Genomic DNA, 14,742 nt, shown 5'->3' on the forward strand with positions numbered 1-14,742 from the left:
CGATGAAGCTCGCAGTGGTGGGCGGCGGTTCCACCTACACCCCCGAACTCATCGACGGGTTCGCACGGTTGCGGCGGACACTGCCCGTCGAGGAACTGGTCCTGGTGGATCCGGCCGCCGACCGGCTCGACCTGGTGGGCCCGCTCGCCCGGCGGATCTTCGCCAAACAGGGACATCCGGCGACCGTCACCACCACCTCCGACGTGGACGCGGGCGTCGCGGACGCGGACGCGGTGCTGCTGCAGTTGCGTGTCGGCGGGCAGGCCGCGCGCAACGAGGACGAGACCTGGCCGCTGGAATGCGGCTGCGTCGGCCAGGAGACCACCGGCGCGGGCGGTCTCGCCAAGGCGCTGCGTACGGTGCCGGTCGTCCTGGACATCGCCGAACGGGTGCGCCGCGCCAATCCGGACGCCTGGATCATCGACTTCACCAACCCGGTGGGCATCGTGACCCGTGCGCTGATCGAGGCCGGGCACAAGGCGGTCGGACTGTGCAATGTGGCGATCGGATTCCAGCGCCGGTTCGCCGGGCACCTCGGCGTGGACCCGTCCGAGGTCTTCCTCGACCATGTGGGCCTCAATCACCTGACCTGGGAGACCGGCGTACGGCTCGGCGGCCCGCACGGCGCCGACGTACTGCCGAAGCTGCTCGCCGAGCACGGCGACGCCATCGCGGAGAATCTGCGACTGCCGCGCCCGGTCCTCGACCGGCTCGGCGTGGTGCCGTCCTACTACCTGCGCTACTTCTACGCCCACGACGAGGTGGTCCGTGAACTCGGCAGCAAGCCGTCGCGGGCCGCGGAAGTGGCGGAGATGGAACGGCAGTTGCTCCGGATGTACGCGGATCCGGCGCTGGACGAGAAGCCGGAGTTGCTCGCCAAGCGGGGCGGCGCCTTCTACTCGGAGGCCGCAGTGGACCTCACGGCCTCCCTGGTCGGCTCCGGCGGCAGCCCGTACCAGGTGGTCAACACCCTGAACCGCGGCACGCTGCCGTTCCTGCCGGACGAGGCGGTCATCGAGGTGCAGGCGACGGTCGGCCACGCAGGAGCGGCTCCGCTGCCCGTGGCGCGGCTCGACCCGCTCTTCGGCGGCCTGGTCTCGCATGTGACGGCGTACGAGGAACTCGCCCTCGACGCAGCGCTGCGCGGCGGCCGCGACCGGGTGTACAAGGCGCTGCTCGCCCATCCGCTGGTCGGCCAGTACGAGCTCGCCGACGGGCTCACCGACCGCCTCCTCGCGCACAACCGGGAGCACCTTCCGTGGGCCTGATCACCACCGGGCCCGCAGGGGCGGGACCGGACGCCGTGGGCGCCGTACTCGCCGTCGACGCGGGCAACAGCAAGACCGATGTGGCCGTGGTCGCAGCGGACGGCACCGTGCTCGGTTCGGCGCGCGGCGGCGGGTTCCAGCCGCCGGCGGTGGGCGTGGACGCGGCGGTCGACGCGCTGGCCACGACGGCCGGGCGCGCCCTCGACGACGCTGCCGCCGCGCACGGCGGCGGGCGACCGGCGGTGGCGGTGGTGTCGGCGTGCCTGGCCAACGCCGATCTCCCGGTCGAGGAGGACGAGTTGGCGCGCGCTGTCGAGGAGCGTGCGCTCGGTGCGGACGTCGAGGTGCGCAACGACACCTTCGCGATCCTGCGGGCGGGAGTCGACGAACCGCTCGGCGTGGCCGTGGTCTGCGGTGCCGGGATCAACTGTGTCGGGCTGACCCCGGACGGGCGGACCGCGCGGTTCCCGGCGGTCGGCCGTATCTCCGGGGACTGGGGCGGAGGCGGGGGCCTGGCCGAGGAGGCGCTGTGGTTCGCCGCCCGCGCGGAGGACGGCAGGGGCGAGCCGACCGCGCTCGCCCGCACCCTGCCCGGGCATTTCGGACTGCCGTCGATGTACGCGCTGATCGAGGCGCTGCACCGGGGCCGGATCGCGCCGGCCCGGCGGCACGAGCTGGCGCCCGTGCTGTTCGAGACGGCCGCGGGCGGGGACGCGGTGGCCCGGTCCCTGATCGACCGGCTCGCCGACGAGGTGGTGGCGCTGTCCACGGTCGCGCTCGACCGTCTCGGACTGCTCGCCGCACCGGTGCCGGTCCTGCTCGGCGGGTCAGTACTGGCCGCCGGGCACCGGGACTTGGACTCGCGTATCCGTGAACTCCTCGCGGTCCGGGCGCCGAAGGCGGTGGCCCATGTGATCACGGCTCGGCCGGTGCTCGGCGCGGCACTGTTCGGACTCGACCGGATCGGAGCGCCCGCCGCAGCCCACGCGCGCGTGCGGGCGCATTACGGACGGGACGGGGGCGCCGGCGTCCCGACAGCGGCGAGCAGCGGCGAGTAGCGGCGGACTTCCGGCGGGGGCACCGCGCGGGCCGGGTGCAGCCTGCGGTGTCGCGGGGGCTTCGGCGGGAACCGAACTGATCCGGATTTCGTATTGGAAGGCAGGTACCACAGGCAGGTACCGGGAGCTGTGGAGAGGCATCGATCCGAACAAGATCGCGCAAACGCTGGTGTCGATGTCGGTCCCTGCCGCCATACTTGGCGGCCGGGCCGTCCTTCCCCACCGCGCAGGGGACGGGCAGGACCGTCAGCAGACCGAGGGGGAGGTCGAGTGACACACCCGCCGAACGGCAGCACGGCGCCACCGGGCGCGCCCACGGTGCCCGCCGTGCCGCCGCAGGCGTCGGCGCCGCCGACACCACCGCCGGCGCCCGTCCTGCCCGAACGCCGCAGCGCCTGGAACGAGTCCACGGACCGGCTGCGCGCCGCCGCGACGACGGAACCGGGCAGGCTGCGCATCATCGGTGCCGTACTCGCCGTGCTCGTCGTCGTCTTCGGCGCTCTGGCGTCGTGGCAGATGTCCGGGCGCTCGGCCGCGGCGGACGACGTACTGAACCGCAGTCAGCCGCTGAGCGCGGACGCGGCATCGATCTACCGCTCGCTCGCGGACGCCAACACGGCCGCGGCGAGCGGCTTCCTCGCAGGCGGCCAGGAGCCGGCCGACGTCCGCAAGCGCTACCAGGACGACCTCGACATGGCCGCGGAGAAGCTGGCCACGGCAGCGTCGAACAGCAAGGGTTCGCAGACGACCACCGACCAGCTCACACAGCTGGGAAAGCTCCTCCCGGAGTACGCGGAGCGCATCGAGACCGCCAGGACTTACAACCGCCAGGGCCTCCCCCTCGGCGGCGCCTACCTGCGCGACGCCAACGACCTGATGCAGAAGCAGATGCTCCCCGCGGCCAAGAAGCTCTACGACGCGGAGAAGAAGCAGCTCGACGCGGACTACGCGGACGCCAGGTCCTACCCGTGGGCGGCCATCGGCCTCGGCGTGGTCGCGCTCGGCGCACTCGGCTGGGCCCAGCGCCGCAACTACCGCCGTACGAACCGGGTGTTCAACCGCGGCCTGGTCACCGCCACCGCGGCCGGCACGGTGGCGCTCCTGTGGCTGTCGGTCGGCCACACGATCGCCTGGTCGAACCTGAACGACAGCTATGACAACGGCGTCCGCTCGCTCAACGTCCTCAACGACGCCCGGGTGAGCACCCTGCAGGCCAGGAGCAACGAGAACCTGACCCTGGTCGCCCGCGGCGCGGTCACCGTCCCGGACGGTCCGAACGAGGGCAAGGACGCCTACGACGTGGACTACCAGAAGCAGATGTCGCAGCTCGGCACGGGCGGCGAGCGCTCCGGATTCCTCGGCAGCGCCCGGCAGTTGGCCGACGATTCGGCGGGCATGCTGCACGTGGGCCAGGCGGCCGACGCCGTCGCGGAGTGGCAGAAGCGCCACAAGTCGGCGCGTGACGCGGACACCCAGGGCAACTACGACGCGGCCCTCGCCCGGGTGATCGGCGACGACAACCCGACGGGCGACTCCTTCGACAAGGCGGACAAGGCACTGGAGAAGGCACTCGCCCACGAGCAGAGCGACTTCAAGGACGCCGCCGAGAGCGGCAGGGGCGCGATGACCGGACTGCCCGTGGGCGCCGCGGTCCTCGCGGTGCTCGGCGCGGCGGGTGCGGTGCTGGGTATCGGACGCAGGCTTTCGGAGTACCGGTGACAGGGGGCGACATGACCAGGACCGGGACGACCCGAAGGCTCGGGAGGCTGCGCGGCTGGGGCGGTGTGGCGGCGATGGCGGTGGCCTGCGCGCTCACTGCCCTGATCGCGCTGCTGCCGCTGGGGGGCGGCGACTCGGGTGTCCCCGCGGGCAGTTCGTCCGGGAGCGCGCGGGCGGAGCAGGCGCGGGCCGAGGAGTGCGAGGAGCCGGAGCGCAGCCTGCCGGCGTCGGGCGCCGACGGCCCCACGATCAAGGACATCAAGACCCGCACCGACAAGCCGAACAAGCTGATCGTCGGCGTCGACCAGAACAGCTACCGCTGGGGATACCGCAACCCCGCCACGGGCAAGCTGGAGGGCTTCGACATCGACCTGGTGCGCGCCATCGCCGAGGACATCCTGGGAGACCCGGACGACGTCATCTTCCGCGCCGTACCGACCAATCAGCGGGTGCCCGCGATCCAGTCCGGCCAGGTCGACATGGTGGTCCGCACCATGACGATCAACTGCGACCGCCTGAAGGAAGTCGCCTTCTCCACGGCGTACTTCGAGACCGGCCAGCAGCTGCTGGTCCCCGAGGACTCGAAGATCACCGGGCATGACGAGTCGCTGGCCGGCAAGAAGCTCTGCACGGCGGCGGGTTCCACGGCCCTCTCGGAGCTCGAGAAGGAGGCGTACGGTGCCGATATAGCCACCACGGTGCCGAACCAACTCGACTGCCTGGTAAGGCTCCAGCTCGGCGACGTGGACGCGGTGGTGACCGACAGTGCGCTCGCCGCGGGCCAGGCCGCGCAGGACCCGACGGTGTCGCTCGCGGGAGAGCCGTTCACCAAGGAGTACTACGGCGTGGCGATGAACAAGAAGGCCCCGGATTTGGTACGCCGGGTGAACCAGATCCTGGAGGACTTCCGCAAGAGCGACTGGGACAAGTCCTACGAGAAGTGGCTCGCCGACGACCTGAAGAACGTGGACGGGCCCCCGGCACCCAAGTACCAGGACTGACCCGGCCGCCGGGAGCCGTCGAGGCACAAGGGGCGGAGCACGGACACCAGCGAGGACAGAACAGCCACGTACGGCCCGGCAGCAGGCCCGGTCCGGCACAGCGAGAGGTGATCGATGGGCGTCGCGGGATCCTTCCCCGGCTCGGCGGGCAGTCCCGAGGGCCCCGTCATGGACCGGGACGAGGTGGACCGTGCGCTGGCGCGCCTGGACGCGGAGCACGAGGCCGTCGAGACGTCCCTGCTCGCGCTCCAGGACCACGCGGGCCGCAGGCTTCTGGAGGGCGCCGAACTGACCGGCACCACCCGGGACCGCTGGGCGGTCACCGATCAGGCGGTCTCCCGGCTCTGGTCCTACTTCGACGCCTACACCGCGGCGTTGGCGTCGGCCCGCGAGCTGCGCGCGCGCAGGCGCTGGCCGAGCCGCGACGATCTGAGTGAGCTGACCGAGCGGCTGCAGGGACGCTGCGTGACGGTGGCAGGCAGTCCCGCGCAGGCGGGCGCACCGGGTTCGATCACCGGTCCGGCCAAGCTCTCCGAGCAGTACTCGCTGACCGAGCTGGTCGACCGGATGAACGAGCTGTACGCGAGTTCGCTCGACATGGTGGTGGCGGCCGACGCGGTCTGGTCGGCGCTGCCGGCCCGGATAGACCTGCTCGCGGCCGAACTGGGCCGCACCCGGCAGCTCGCGGCCTCCGTGGGCGTGCGTCCCGGCGAGCATCCGGCCGGTGACGACCTGGAGCGGATCACGGCCGAGCTGACCACGCTGCGCTCGCAGGTGGTGTCCGACCCACTGGCGTTCTGGCGTACGGCGACCGGGAGTTCGGCCCCCGGCGGCGGGCGCCCCGACACCGAGAGGTACGACCGGGCGGCGCAGGACCTGGAAGAGGTGCGGCGTGAGATCGACGCCGTGCTGACGGTGCGGCAGGACGCGGAGCTGCGCCTCGGCCGGCTGCGCGACCTGCTGTCGCGGGCCGACCGCACCCTTGCGGAGGCCCGTTCGGCGCGCGGCGAGGTGCTCGCGAAGATCGCCGCCTCCGAGGTGCCGGCGGTCAGCGGACCGCCGACGGCTCTGCAGGAGCAGCTGGCGACGGCCGCCGAGTACCGCAGGACCGCACAGTGGCACCGGCTCTCGCCGCTGCTGGAGTCCCTCGAACAGCGCGCGGAGGACGAACTGCACCGGGCACGCGAGTCGTTGACCGCGGTCACCGCCCCGCTGGCGGTCCGTGCCGAGCTGCGCGGCCGCCTGGACGCGTACAAGGCGAAGGTGGCGCGGCACGGTGCGGCGGAGGATCCGCTGCTCATCGAGCGGTACGACGCGGCCCGCCGGATGCTGTGGAGCGCCCCGTGCGATCTGCGCGTGGCCGAACAGGCGGTGCTGCGCTACCAGCACGCGACCGCCGAAGTGCTGGCCCCCCGGGTGCCGAACCAGGGCGGGCCGACCGACCGTAGGGGGGAATCTTGAGTACGCAATGCCAGCGCCCCAAATGCGAGGGCACCTACGAGGACGTGGGCGGCGGGGAGATGTACTGCGACACCTGCGGTCTGGCTCCGGTCGTCTCGCCGAGCGGCATGGTGTCGTCGCCACCGACCGGGATCACCGCCGGCGGCGGTGACTCCAGCAGTTCCTCGCGCGCGAGTGAACGCTCCTCGCGTTCCTCACGGTCGTCGTCCTCGCGCCGTTCGGTGTCCGGCAGGCTCTCCCGGTCGATGTCGGGGAGTCTGTCGTCACGGCCGTCGGTGTCGGTGCGCTCCACCGGATCGTCCACGGCCGCCTCCGGCCGGGACCGGCTCGGCGCGGGTCTGGTCAGCGTGCCCCAGGTGCCGCGCCCCGACCCGGGCACGATGGTGCAGGAGAACCCGGAGGTACCCGAGCGCAAGCGGTTCTGCTCGCGTTCCGACTGCGGTGCGCCGGTGGGGCGTGCGCGCGGCGAGCAGCCCGGCCGCACCGAGGGGTTCTGCACCAAGTGCGGCCACCCGTACTCCTTCGTGCCGAAGCTGAGTCCGGGCGATGTGGTGCACGGCCAGTACGAGGTCACGGGCTGTCTGGCGCACGGCGGTCTCGGCTGGGTCTATCTGGCCGTGGACCGCGCGGTCTCGGACCGCTGGGTGGTCCTCAAGGGCCTGCTCGACACCGGCGACCAGGACGCGATGGCGGCGGCGATCTCGGAGCGGCGCTTCCTCGCCGAGATCGAGCACTCCAACATCGTGCGCATCTACAACTTCGTCGAACATCTCGACCAGCGCACCGGCTCCCTGGACGGCTACATCGTCATGGAGTACGTCGGCGGCAAGTCCCTCAAGGAGATCGCCAACGAGCGGCGTTCACCCGACGGCAAGCGCGACCCGCTCCCGGTCGAGCAGGCCTGCGCGTACGGCATCGAGGCGCTCGAGGCCCTCGGCCACCTGCACAGCCGCAACCTGCTGTACTGCGACTTCAAGGTCGACAACGCGATCCAGCAGCACGACCAGCTCAAGCTCATCGACATGGGCGCGGTGCGCCGCATGGACGACGACGAGTCGGCGATCTACGGCACGGTCGGCTACCAGGCGCCCGAGGTGGCCGAGGTGGGCCCGTCGCTCGCCTCGGACCTGTACACCGTGGCGCGCACGCTCGCGGTCCTGACCTTCGACTTCCAGGGGTACACGAACGTCTTCGTGGACTCCCTGCCGGATCCGGACAACATCGAGGTGTTCCGGAAGTACGAGTCCTTCTACCGGCTTCTGGTGCGGGCCACCGACCCGGACCCGGCGCGCCGCTTCTCCTCCGCGCAGGAGATGGCGGACCAGCTCACGGGCGTTCTGCGCGAGGTGGTCGCGCTGCAGACGGGCCGGCCGCGGCCGGCGCTCTCCACCCTGTTCGGGCCCGAACTGAGGGTCACGGACACGGAGTTGTTCGCCGAGACGACCGGTGAGGTGTCCCGGCTCGGCGTACGGAAGGTGCCCGCCGGGCGGCGTGGACAGCAGGCAGACCCGGGTCCGGGTGCCGTGCCGCTGCCGACCGGTGCGGCGCCGGGCGCGCTGCCCGCCCCGCCGACCGCCGCCCCCGACACCGCGGCCGTCGTGCCGTCCGGCGGGGTACCCGCTCCCGAGGGCGCCGGTCTGGTGCGCCGGCTCGACGCGCCCGGTGCGGCCCTCGCCCTGCCGGTCCCGCGCGTCGACCCGGGCGACCCGAACGCGGGCTTCCTCGCGGGCCTGATGGCGTCCGCGCCCGCCGAGTTGATCAGTGCCCTGCAGTCGGCGCCGGCGCCGTCCCTCGAGATCCGCCTGCGGGAGCTGCGGGCCCGGCTGGAGATGGAGGACGTCAGCGCGGCGACGCGTCTGCTCACCACGCTGGAGACCGGCCATCCGGACGACTGGCGGGTGGTCTGGTACCGCGGCGTGGTGGCCCTGACCACGGGCGACTTCGAGACCTCCGCGCTGTCCTTCGACGCGGTCTACGACGCCTTTCCCGGTGACGCGGCGCCGAAGCTGGCCCTCGGTGTCTGCGCGGAGGTCCTCGGCCAGCTGGACAACGCGGCGGAGTACTACCGACTGGTGTGGACGACGGACCCGAGCTATGTGAGCACCGCTTTCGGTCTGGCCCGGGTGCAGCTCGCCGCGGGCGACCGGCGCTCGGCGGTCCGTACGCTCGAGTCGGTGCCGGAGGCCTCCATCCACTACACCGCGGCCCGGGTCGCGGCGGTGCGCGCGAGACTGCGCGAACAGGCCGTGCACGAGCCGCTGCTCGACGATCTGACCGCGGCCGCGGGGCAGGTCGAGGCGTTGCACCAGTTCGGTCTCGACGCGGTCCGCCAGGAGCAACTGTCGACCGAGGTACTCGGAACGGCACTGGACTGGATACTCTCCGGTAGCCGCGGTTCCGCACCGTCCCAGGGCGCCGGGCACACTGTGCTCCTGGGCAGCCCGCTGGACGAGCGCGGACTCCGCTTCGGTCTGGAACGCTCGTACCGGACCCTGGCGAGGCTCGCGCAGCGCGGTGACGAGAGGATCGAACTGGTGGAACGGGCCAACCGATTCCGACCACGGACATGGGTCTGAGCCGACCGGCCGGGCCCGAGTCCCGGCCGGCGGTCCACCCGGTCCACCTGGACCGACGAGCGAGTCGTGCCCTGCACGCCGAGGCGAGGTGAGAGTGAGTGACGCCGCAGATGCACCAGTTGTCCGCGTGCCCCAGCTGCGAGGAGCCGCTGGAGTCGGGTGACCTGTTCTGTGGTGCGTGCGGGTACAACCTCTCGGAGGTGCCCGAGCCGCCCGTGGACCACCCGACCGTCACCATCAACGGCGCGGCGCCGGCAGGGCCCGCCGCCCCCTCCGCCTCGGTGGAGTGGCCGACCGCGCCCGAGGTGGACAGCTCAGACACTCCGGCGCCCGTACACCGCGCCGACGAGCTCGCCGGCATGGACTCGGCGGGCACCGAACTGCCCGCCGCCGCCCGCTCGTCGAGCCTGCGGCCACCCGCCGCACCGGACGGGCAGGACGGGCCGCAGTTCGAGGAGTACCCGCTGCCGGCGCCCGACCCGCGCGCCGCCGCACCGGAACCGGGCGCCGCGTCCGGCGTCAAGCGCTGTGTCGCCTGCCGCACCGGCCAGGTGGACGACGACGGCTACTGCGAGCACTGCGGGCACGCCCAGCCGCGCGAACGCGACCACATGGAGCAGGAGTTGGGCGCGGTGGCCGCGGTCAGCGACCGGGGTCTGCGCCACCACCGCAACGAGGACGCGTTCACCGTGTCCTCGGCCGCGCTGCCCGACGGTTCACCCGCGGTCGTGGCGATCGTGTGCGACGGGGTGTCCTCGTCGTCCAGGCCCGACGAGGCGTCCCTCGCGGCCTCGCAGGCGGCCAACGAGTCGCTGCTCGCGGCCCTGCCGCGCGGCACCCACCCGCAGCAGGCCATGCACGACGCGATCGTCACGGCCGCCGAGGCGGTCAACGTACTCGCCGACGATCCGGCGCACGCCCAGGAGCACGATCCGCACCGGCACCAGAACTCCCCGGCGTGCACCTTCGTCGGTGCGGTCGTCGCGGGCGGCCTGCTCATCGTCGGCTGGGTCGGCGACTCGCGCGCGTACTGGATCCCGGTGGACCGCTCGGTGCCCGCCGCCCGGCTCACCGAGGACGACTCGTGGGCGGCACAGATGGTCGCGGCCGGCCTGATGGGCGAGCAGGAGGCCTACGCGGACGAGCGGGCGCACGCCATCACCGGCTGGCTCGGCGCGGACGCGTACGAACTGGAGCCGCACACCGCTTCCTTCAAGCCGGACCGGCCGGGTGTAGTGGTGGTGTGCACGGACGGACTGTGGAACTACGCGGAGGCGGCCGAGGAGTTGGCCGCCGCCATCCCCGCCGACGCCGCGGAGCGGCCGTTGCACAGCGCCCAGGTCCTGGTCGGTCACGCCCTCGACGGCGGGGGCCACGACAACGTAACAGTGGCGGTGCTGCCGTTCCCCGTGCATCCCGCGGGGGCAGGATCGGCCTGAAGCCCAGGGGGGACAGGGGAGCGCCACCACATGTCAGCAGCGCGGAGCACAACCGCACTCAGTCACGTCATCAGGTAACTGCCACCGGCCCTGTGCGCGATGCCGCGCGGGGACCCGGGGCAGAGTTGAGGGGGAGCAGGATCCATGGCCAACTTCTCGAAGTCCAACGTTCCGCAGTTCTCCGTCGAGGTGTACCAGAACGAGTATCTGCCCGAGGGCGGCCGTGAGGTCAGCGCGATCGTCACGGTCACGTCGACGGGCGGCGGCACGGTGGGAGGCACGGCCGCCCGTACGCTCACGGCGGGTCAGGGCCCGGACGCGGCCGTGGCGATCATGGTCGACTGCTCGGGATCGATGGACTACCCGCCGACCAAGATGCGCAACGCACGGGACGCGACGGCCGCCGCGATCGACACCCTGCGCGACGGCGTGCACTTCACGGTGATCGGCGGCACCCACGTCGCCAAGGAGGTCTATCCGGGCGTCGGGCGGCTCGCGGTCGCCGACGACCGGACCCGCGCCGAGGCCAAGGACGCACTGCGTGCCCTGAGCGCGGGCGGCGGCACCGCGATCGGCACCTGGCTGCGGCTCGCGGACCGGCTGCTCGCCACCGCCGACGTATCGATCCGGCACGGCATCCTGCTCACCGACGGGCGCAACGAGCACGAGTCGCCCGAGGACCTCAGGGCCGCGCTCGACTCGTGTGCGGGCCGCTTCACCTGTGACGCCCGGGGCGTAGGCACCGACTGGGAAGTGAAAGAAGTCACAGCGATCGCTTCGGCGCTGCTCGGCACCGCCGACATCGTCGCGGATCCGGCCGGCCTCGCCACGGACTTCACGCAGATGATGGAGAACGCGATGGGCAAGGAGGTCGCGGACGTCGCTCTGCGACTGTGGACCCCGATGGGCTCGGAGATCAAGTTCGTCAAGCAAGTGGCGCCCACGGTCGAGGAGTTGACGGACCGTCGCACCGAGTCGGGACCGCGCGCCGGCGACTATCCGACGGGCTCGTGGGGCGACGAGTCGCGCGACTACCACGTCTGCGTCACGGTGCCGGACGCCGACCTCGGCCAGGAGATGCTGGCCGCCCGGGTGTCGCTGGTGATCCCGCAGCCCGACGGCAGTTCGCAGGCGCTGTCCCAGGGCCTGGTACGAGCGGTGTGGACGGACGACATGGCCGCGTCCACCTCGATCAATCCGCAGGTCGCGCACTACACGGGGCAGGCGGAACTGGCCCAGGCCATCCAGCAGGGCCTCGATCTGCGCAAGTCCGGTGACGACGACGGGGCGACCGCGAAACTGGGCCGTGCTGTTCAGTTGGCAAGCGCCTCCGGGAACGCGGACACTGCGAAACTGCTTGCGAAGGTGGTCGACGTGGTCGACGCCGCTGCGGGTACTGTGCGACTGAAGCCGAAGGTCGCGGAGGCCGACGAGATGACTCTCGAAACCCGGTCCACCAAGACGGTTCGGGTGAAGAAGTAACCGAAGAGCAGACGCAGTGCGGCGTCACGGTCACCGACCGTCACGCCCAGTACCGCGAGGTACCTGACAGCGGCCCGCCGGGCCGGAGAAGGAGAGGGGGAAGCGCCGACATGCCGACCTGCCCGAACGGACACCAGTCGGGTTCCGACGACTGGTGCGAGGTCTGCGGCCACCGCATGGCAGGTGCACCCGCCGGTGCCGTGCCGCCACCTCCCCCGCCACCGCCTGCCGCCGGTTACGGCTACCCGCAGGGACCGCCACCGCCTCCCGGCGGCTACGGCTACCCCCAGCAGGAGCCGCCCGCGCAGGCCGAGCTCTGCCCGCAGTGCCGTACGCCCCGCGAGGCGAACGCGCCGTTCTGCGAGGAGTGCCGGTGGAACTTCATCACCAACACCGCGACGTCGTACCAGCCCGCCGCCCCGCGGCAGGGTGTGCCCGGTCTGAATCTGCCGCCGGGCTTCCAGGCACAGCAGCCGGGTGGCGGGCCGCAGCAGCAGCCCGGTGGCGGTGACTACACCAGCTCGCGCCCCTCGCAGATGAACCGTCCCGCGGAGCCGCTGCAGGGCGGCGGCCACCCCTCGGGACCGCAGGGACAGCCGGGGCAGCAGGCGCCGCCTCCGCCTCCGCCGCATCAGGGCGGGTTCCCGCCTCCGGGCGGTCAGCAGCCCGGGCCGCCCGCGCCTCCGCCGGGCTACCCGCAGCAGACTCCGCCCGGCCCCCCGGCGGGTGACGACGACTGGATGATCCAGCCGCCGTCCGCCCAGGCGGGTGCTCCGGCACCCACCGCGCCGGCTCCCGGCGGTCCGCAGCACGGCGGCCCCGGGAACGGCTTCCCCGAGCCGAACGGCCCGGGTGGCGCTTTCCCCGGTCCGAACGGTCCTGGCGGCGGTTTCCCGGACCCGAACGGCCCGGGCGGCAGCTTCCCCGACCCGAACGGGAACGGGAACGGGCAGAGCCAGCACCGCGGTTTCCCCGATCCGAACGCCCCGGGCAGCAACTTCCCGGACGCCGGTCAGGGCTTCCCCGACACCGGCCACGGATTCCCCAACGCCCAAGCGCCCGCGACCTGGTCGGCGACGATCGGCCCGGATCGCGAGTACTTCATGGCGATGATGCACCGCAGCGGCCCGGATGCCTCCGGGCTCAACCTGCCTGCCTACTCGCCGGAGCAGCAGCGGGTGCTGGACGGCAACCAGATCACCATCGGCCGCCGCCGGCACTCGACGGGTGAGTCGCCCGACATCGATCTGTCGGTGCCGCCGGAGGACCCGGGCGTCTCGCACCAGCACGCCGTTCTGGTCCAGCAGCCGGACACCACCTGGGCCGTCGTCGACCAGAACTCGACCAACGGCACGACCGTCAACGGCGGCGAGGAGCCGATCCAGCCGTTCGTGCCGGTGCCGCTGCAGGACGGCGACCGGGTGCATGTGGGCGCCTGGACGACGATCACCATCCGGCGCGGCTGACCCAGCGGCGCCGTACCCGCACAGCACGGCAGAGGCCGCCCGCCCGGGAAACCGGCGGGCGGCTTCTGCCGTCTCCGGAGAGGTGCCTGCTGGAGGGGCGCGGGCTCAGGTCAGCGGCCAGGTGTCGGGGCCCGCGGGGTCGTCGAGCCAGGCGCGGGCGCTCCCGTCGGCGACCGTCACGCCGTAACGCTCACGTCCTGGCCGGTCCCCACGCCGCCACAGGGCCAGCGCCTCGTACGGGTCGAGGCTGTCGCCCGCCAGGGCGAGCAGGAAGCGGAACGAGTCCTCGCGCAGCGCCCGGCGCGGCAGCCCGTCATACTCGCGCGGCCGGTCCCCGGCGCGGGAGCTCCCGCCCCGCAGCGGCACGAAGTACGCGGGCGTGTGCAGGAAGCGGCCTTCGGCGTTCTCCGCGTCGTGCACCGTGAGCAGCAGCAGTCCGGTCGCGAGCGGGGCCAGGATGCGCGCCCCGGGCCGGCACTGGCCGAGCCAGTCCGGCGGGATGCCCGGCAGCGCACAGGTCGCGATGATGCGGTCGAAGGGGGCGCGGCCCGGGCAGCCGCGGGCGCCGTCGCCGGTGACGACGGCCGGGTGCCGGCCGGCCGCGGCGAGGTGCCGGCGGGCGGACTCGGTGATGTCCGGGTCCAGGTCGACGGTCGTGACGTGCTCGTCGCCGAGGCGGTGGGACATGAGTGCCGCGTTGTACCCGGGGCCTGCGCCGATCTCCAGGACCTTGAGCACGCCCTCGCCGCGCTGCACGCCGAGCGCGACGAGCATCCTCGCCATGAGGGACGGCTGGCTGCTGGAGGAGAGGAGTTCGCCGTCGCGCACCCGGGTCGCCAGCGGGGCGTCCGCATAGGCGCCGCGCAGCCAGCGGGCCCGCCGTTCGGGATCCGGGTCCTCGCCCCAGAGCCGCTCGTAGCCGCCCGCGGCCGCCGCGGTCGCTTCGTAGTAGTAGGGCACGAACAGTTCACGCGGCACGGTGGCGAAGGCGTCCCGCCATCCTGGATCGCCGTCGAAGACGCCGTCGGCCTCGATGGACCGCACCATCGCCGCCCGCTCCGCCGCAGCGATCGCCTCGGCCCCGCCGTCGGTCCCCGCGGGGGGGTGCCCTTCCGGTTCCGGCGCATCCATATGTCCACTGTCCTGCGCGGCGGCGCGGGAGGCGAGAGCGGGCGGTGCCGTGGTCCGGTCGCGGATCCGGCAGGACCTAGGTCATCCGTACTCGGCCGGGCCGTCTGCGACGATGGAAGATGCGGCACCCGGGGGAGGTCC

General features: G+C 72.7%; 10 protein-coding genes. 9 read left to right on the forward strand and 1 reads right to left on the reverse strand.

Annotated elements, in window-relative coordinates; genetic code table 11:
- The first annotated feature begins 2 nt into the window (after positions 1 to 2).
- The 9 genes from DSC45_RS05865 to DSC45_RS05910 all read left to right on the forward strand — a co-directional run bounded on the left by DSC45_RS05865 (position 3) and on the right by DSC45_RS05910 (position 13,470).
- Positions 3 to 1,268, forward strand: a complete 1,266-nt coding sequence (locus DSC45_RS05865) for a 6-phospho-beta-glucosidase (RefSeq protein WP_119287812.1) — start codon at positions 3 to 5, stop codon at positions 1,266 to 1,268.
- Positions 1,259 to 2,326, forward strand: a complete 1,068-nt coding sequence (locus tag DSC45_RS05870) for an N-acetylglucosamine kinase (RefSeq protein ID WP_240434488.1) — start codon at positions 1,259 to 1,261, stop codon at positions 2,324 to 2,326. The genes DSC45_RS05865 and DSC45_RS05870 overlap by 10 nt, the downstream gene beginning before the upstream one ends.
- A gap of 270 nt (positions 2,327 to 2,596) precedes the next feature.
- Complete coding sequence (locus tag DSC45_RS05880) at positions 2,597 to 4,045, forward strand: hypothetical protein (RefSeq protein WP_162929143.1); 1,449 nt, start codon at positions 2,597 to 2,599, stop codon at positions 4,043 to 4,045.
- A gap of 11 nt (positions 4,046 to 4,056) precedes the next feature.
- Positions 4,057 to 5,046 carry a glutamate ABC transporter substrate-binding protein gene (locus DSC45_RS05885; protein ID WP_119287815.1) on the forward strand — a complete coding sequence of 330 codons (990 nt, stop codon included), beginning with the start codon at positions 4,057 to 4,059 and terminating at the stop codon, positions 5,044 to 5,046.
- 114 nt (positions 5,047 to 5,160) lie between these two features.
- Positions 5,161 to 6,507, forward strand: a complete 1,347-nt coding sequence (locus DSC45_RS05890) for a coiled-coil domain-containing protein (RefSeq protein WP_119287817.1) — start codon at positions 5,161 to 5,163, stop codon at positions 6,505 to 6,507.
- Entirely contained in the window at positions 6,504 to 9,083 is a 2,580-nt protein-coding gene (locus DSC45_RS05895) for a serine/threonine-protein kinase (RefSeq protein ID WP_205571254.1), read from the forward strand. The genes DSC45_RS05890 and DSC45_RS05895 overlap by 4 nt, the downstream gene beginning before the upstream one ends.
- 110 nt (positions 9,084 to 9,193) lie before the next feature.
- A complete protein-coding gene (locus DSC45_RS05900) occupies positions 9,194 to 10,522 on the forward strand; it encodes a PP2C family protein-serine/threonine phosphatase (RefSeq protein WP_205571271.1) in 1,329 nt (442 codons plus the stop codon).
- A 144-nt stretch (positions 10,523 to 10,666) separates the two neighbouring features.
- Entirely contained in the window at positions 10,667 to 12,004 is a 1,338-nt protein-coding gene (locus DSC45_RS05905) for a vWA domain-containing protein (RefSeq protein WP_119287823.1), read from the forward strand.
- 110 nt (positions 12,005 to 12,114) lie between these two features.
- Positions 12,115 to 13,470, forward strand: coding sequence for an FHA domain-containing protein (locus tag DSC45_RS05910; RefSeq protein ID WP_119287825.1), 1,356 nt, complete (start codon positions 12,115 to 12,117; stop codon positions 13,468 to 13,470).
- A 105-nt stretch (positions 13,471 to 13,575) separates the two neighbouring features.
- Here the strand turns inward: DSC45_RS05910 and DSC45_RS05915 are convergent, their stop codons facing one another.
- Positions 13,576 to 14,601 (reverse strand): methyltransferase domain-containing protein, encoded by a 1,026-nt coding sequence (locus DSC45_RS05915; protein ID WP_119287827.1) that lies wholly within the window; start codon positions 14,599 to 14,601, stop codon positions 13,576 to 13,578.
- Between the last annotated feature and the right edge of the window lie 141 nt (positions 14,602 to 14,742).

Source organism: Streptomyces sp. YIM 130001, from assembly GCF_003574445.1.
Classification (GTDB): domain Bacteria; phylum Actinomycetota; class Actinomycetes; order Streptomycetales; family Streptomycetaceae; genus Streptomyces.

Coding starts and splice junctions, on each gene's coding strand:
- DSC45_RS05865 (WP_119287812.1), top strand. CDS start 3: ATGAAGCTCGCAGTGGTGGGCGGCGGTTCCACCTACACCCCCGAACTC.
- DSC45_RS05885 (WP_119287815.1), top strand. CDS start 4,057: ATGACCAGGACCGGGACGACCCGAAGGCTCGGGAGGCTGCGCGGCTGG.
- DSC45_RS05890 (WP_119287817.1), top strand. CDS start 5,161: ATGGGCGTCGCGGGATCCTTCCCCGGCTCGGCGGGCAGTCCCGAGGGC.
- DSC45_RS05900 (WP_205571271.1), top strand. CDS start 9,194: ATGCACCAGTTGTCCGCGTGCCCCAGCTGCGAGGAGCCGCTGGAGTCG.
- DSC45_RS05905 (WP_119287823.1), top strand. CDS start 10,667: ATGGCCAACTTCTCGAAGTCCAACGTTCCGCAGTTCTCCGTCGAGGTG.
- DSC45_RS05910 (WP_119287825.1), top strand. CDS start 12,115: ATGCCGACCTGCCCGAACGGACACCAGTCGGGTTCCGACGACTGGTGC.
- DSC45_RS05915 (WP_119287827.1), bottom strand. CDS start 14,601: ATGGATGCGCCGGAACCGGAAGGGCACCCCCCCGCGGGGACCGACGGC.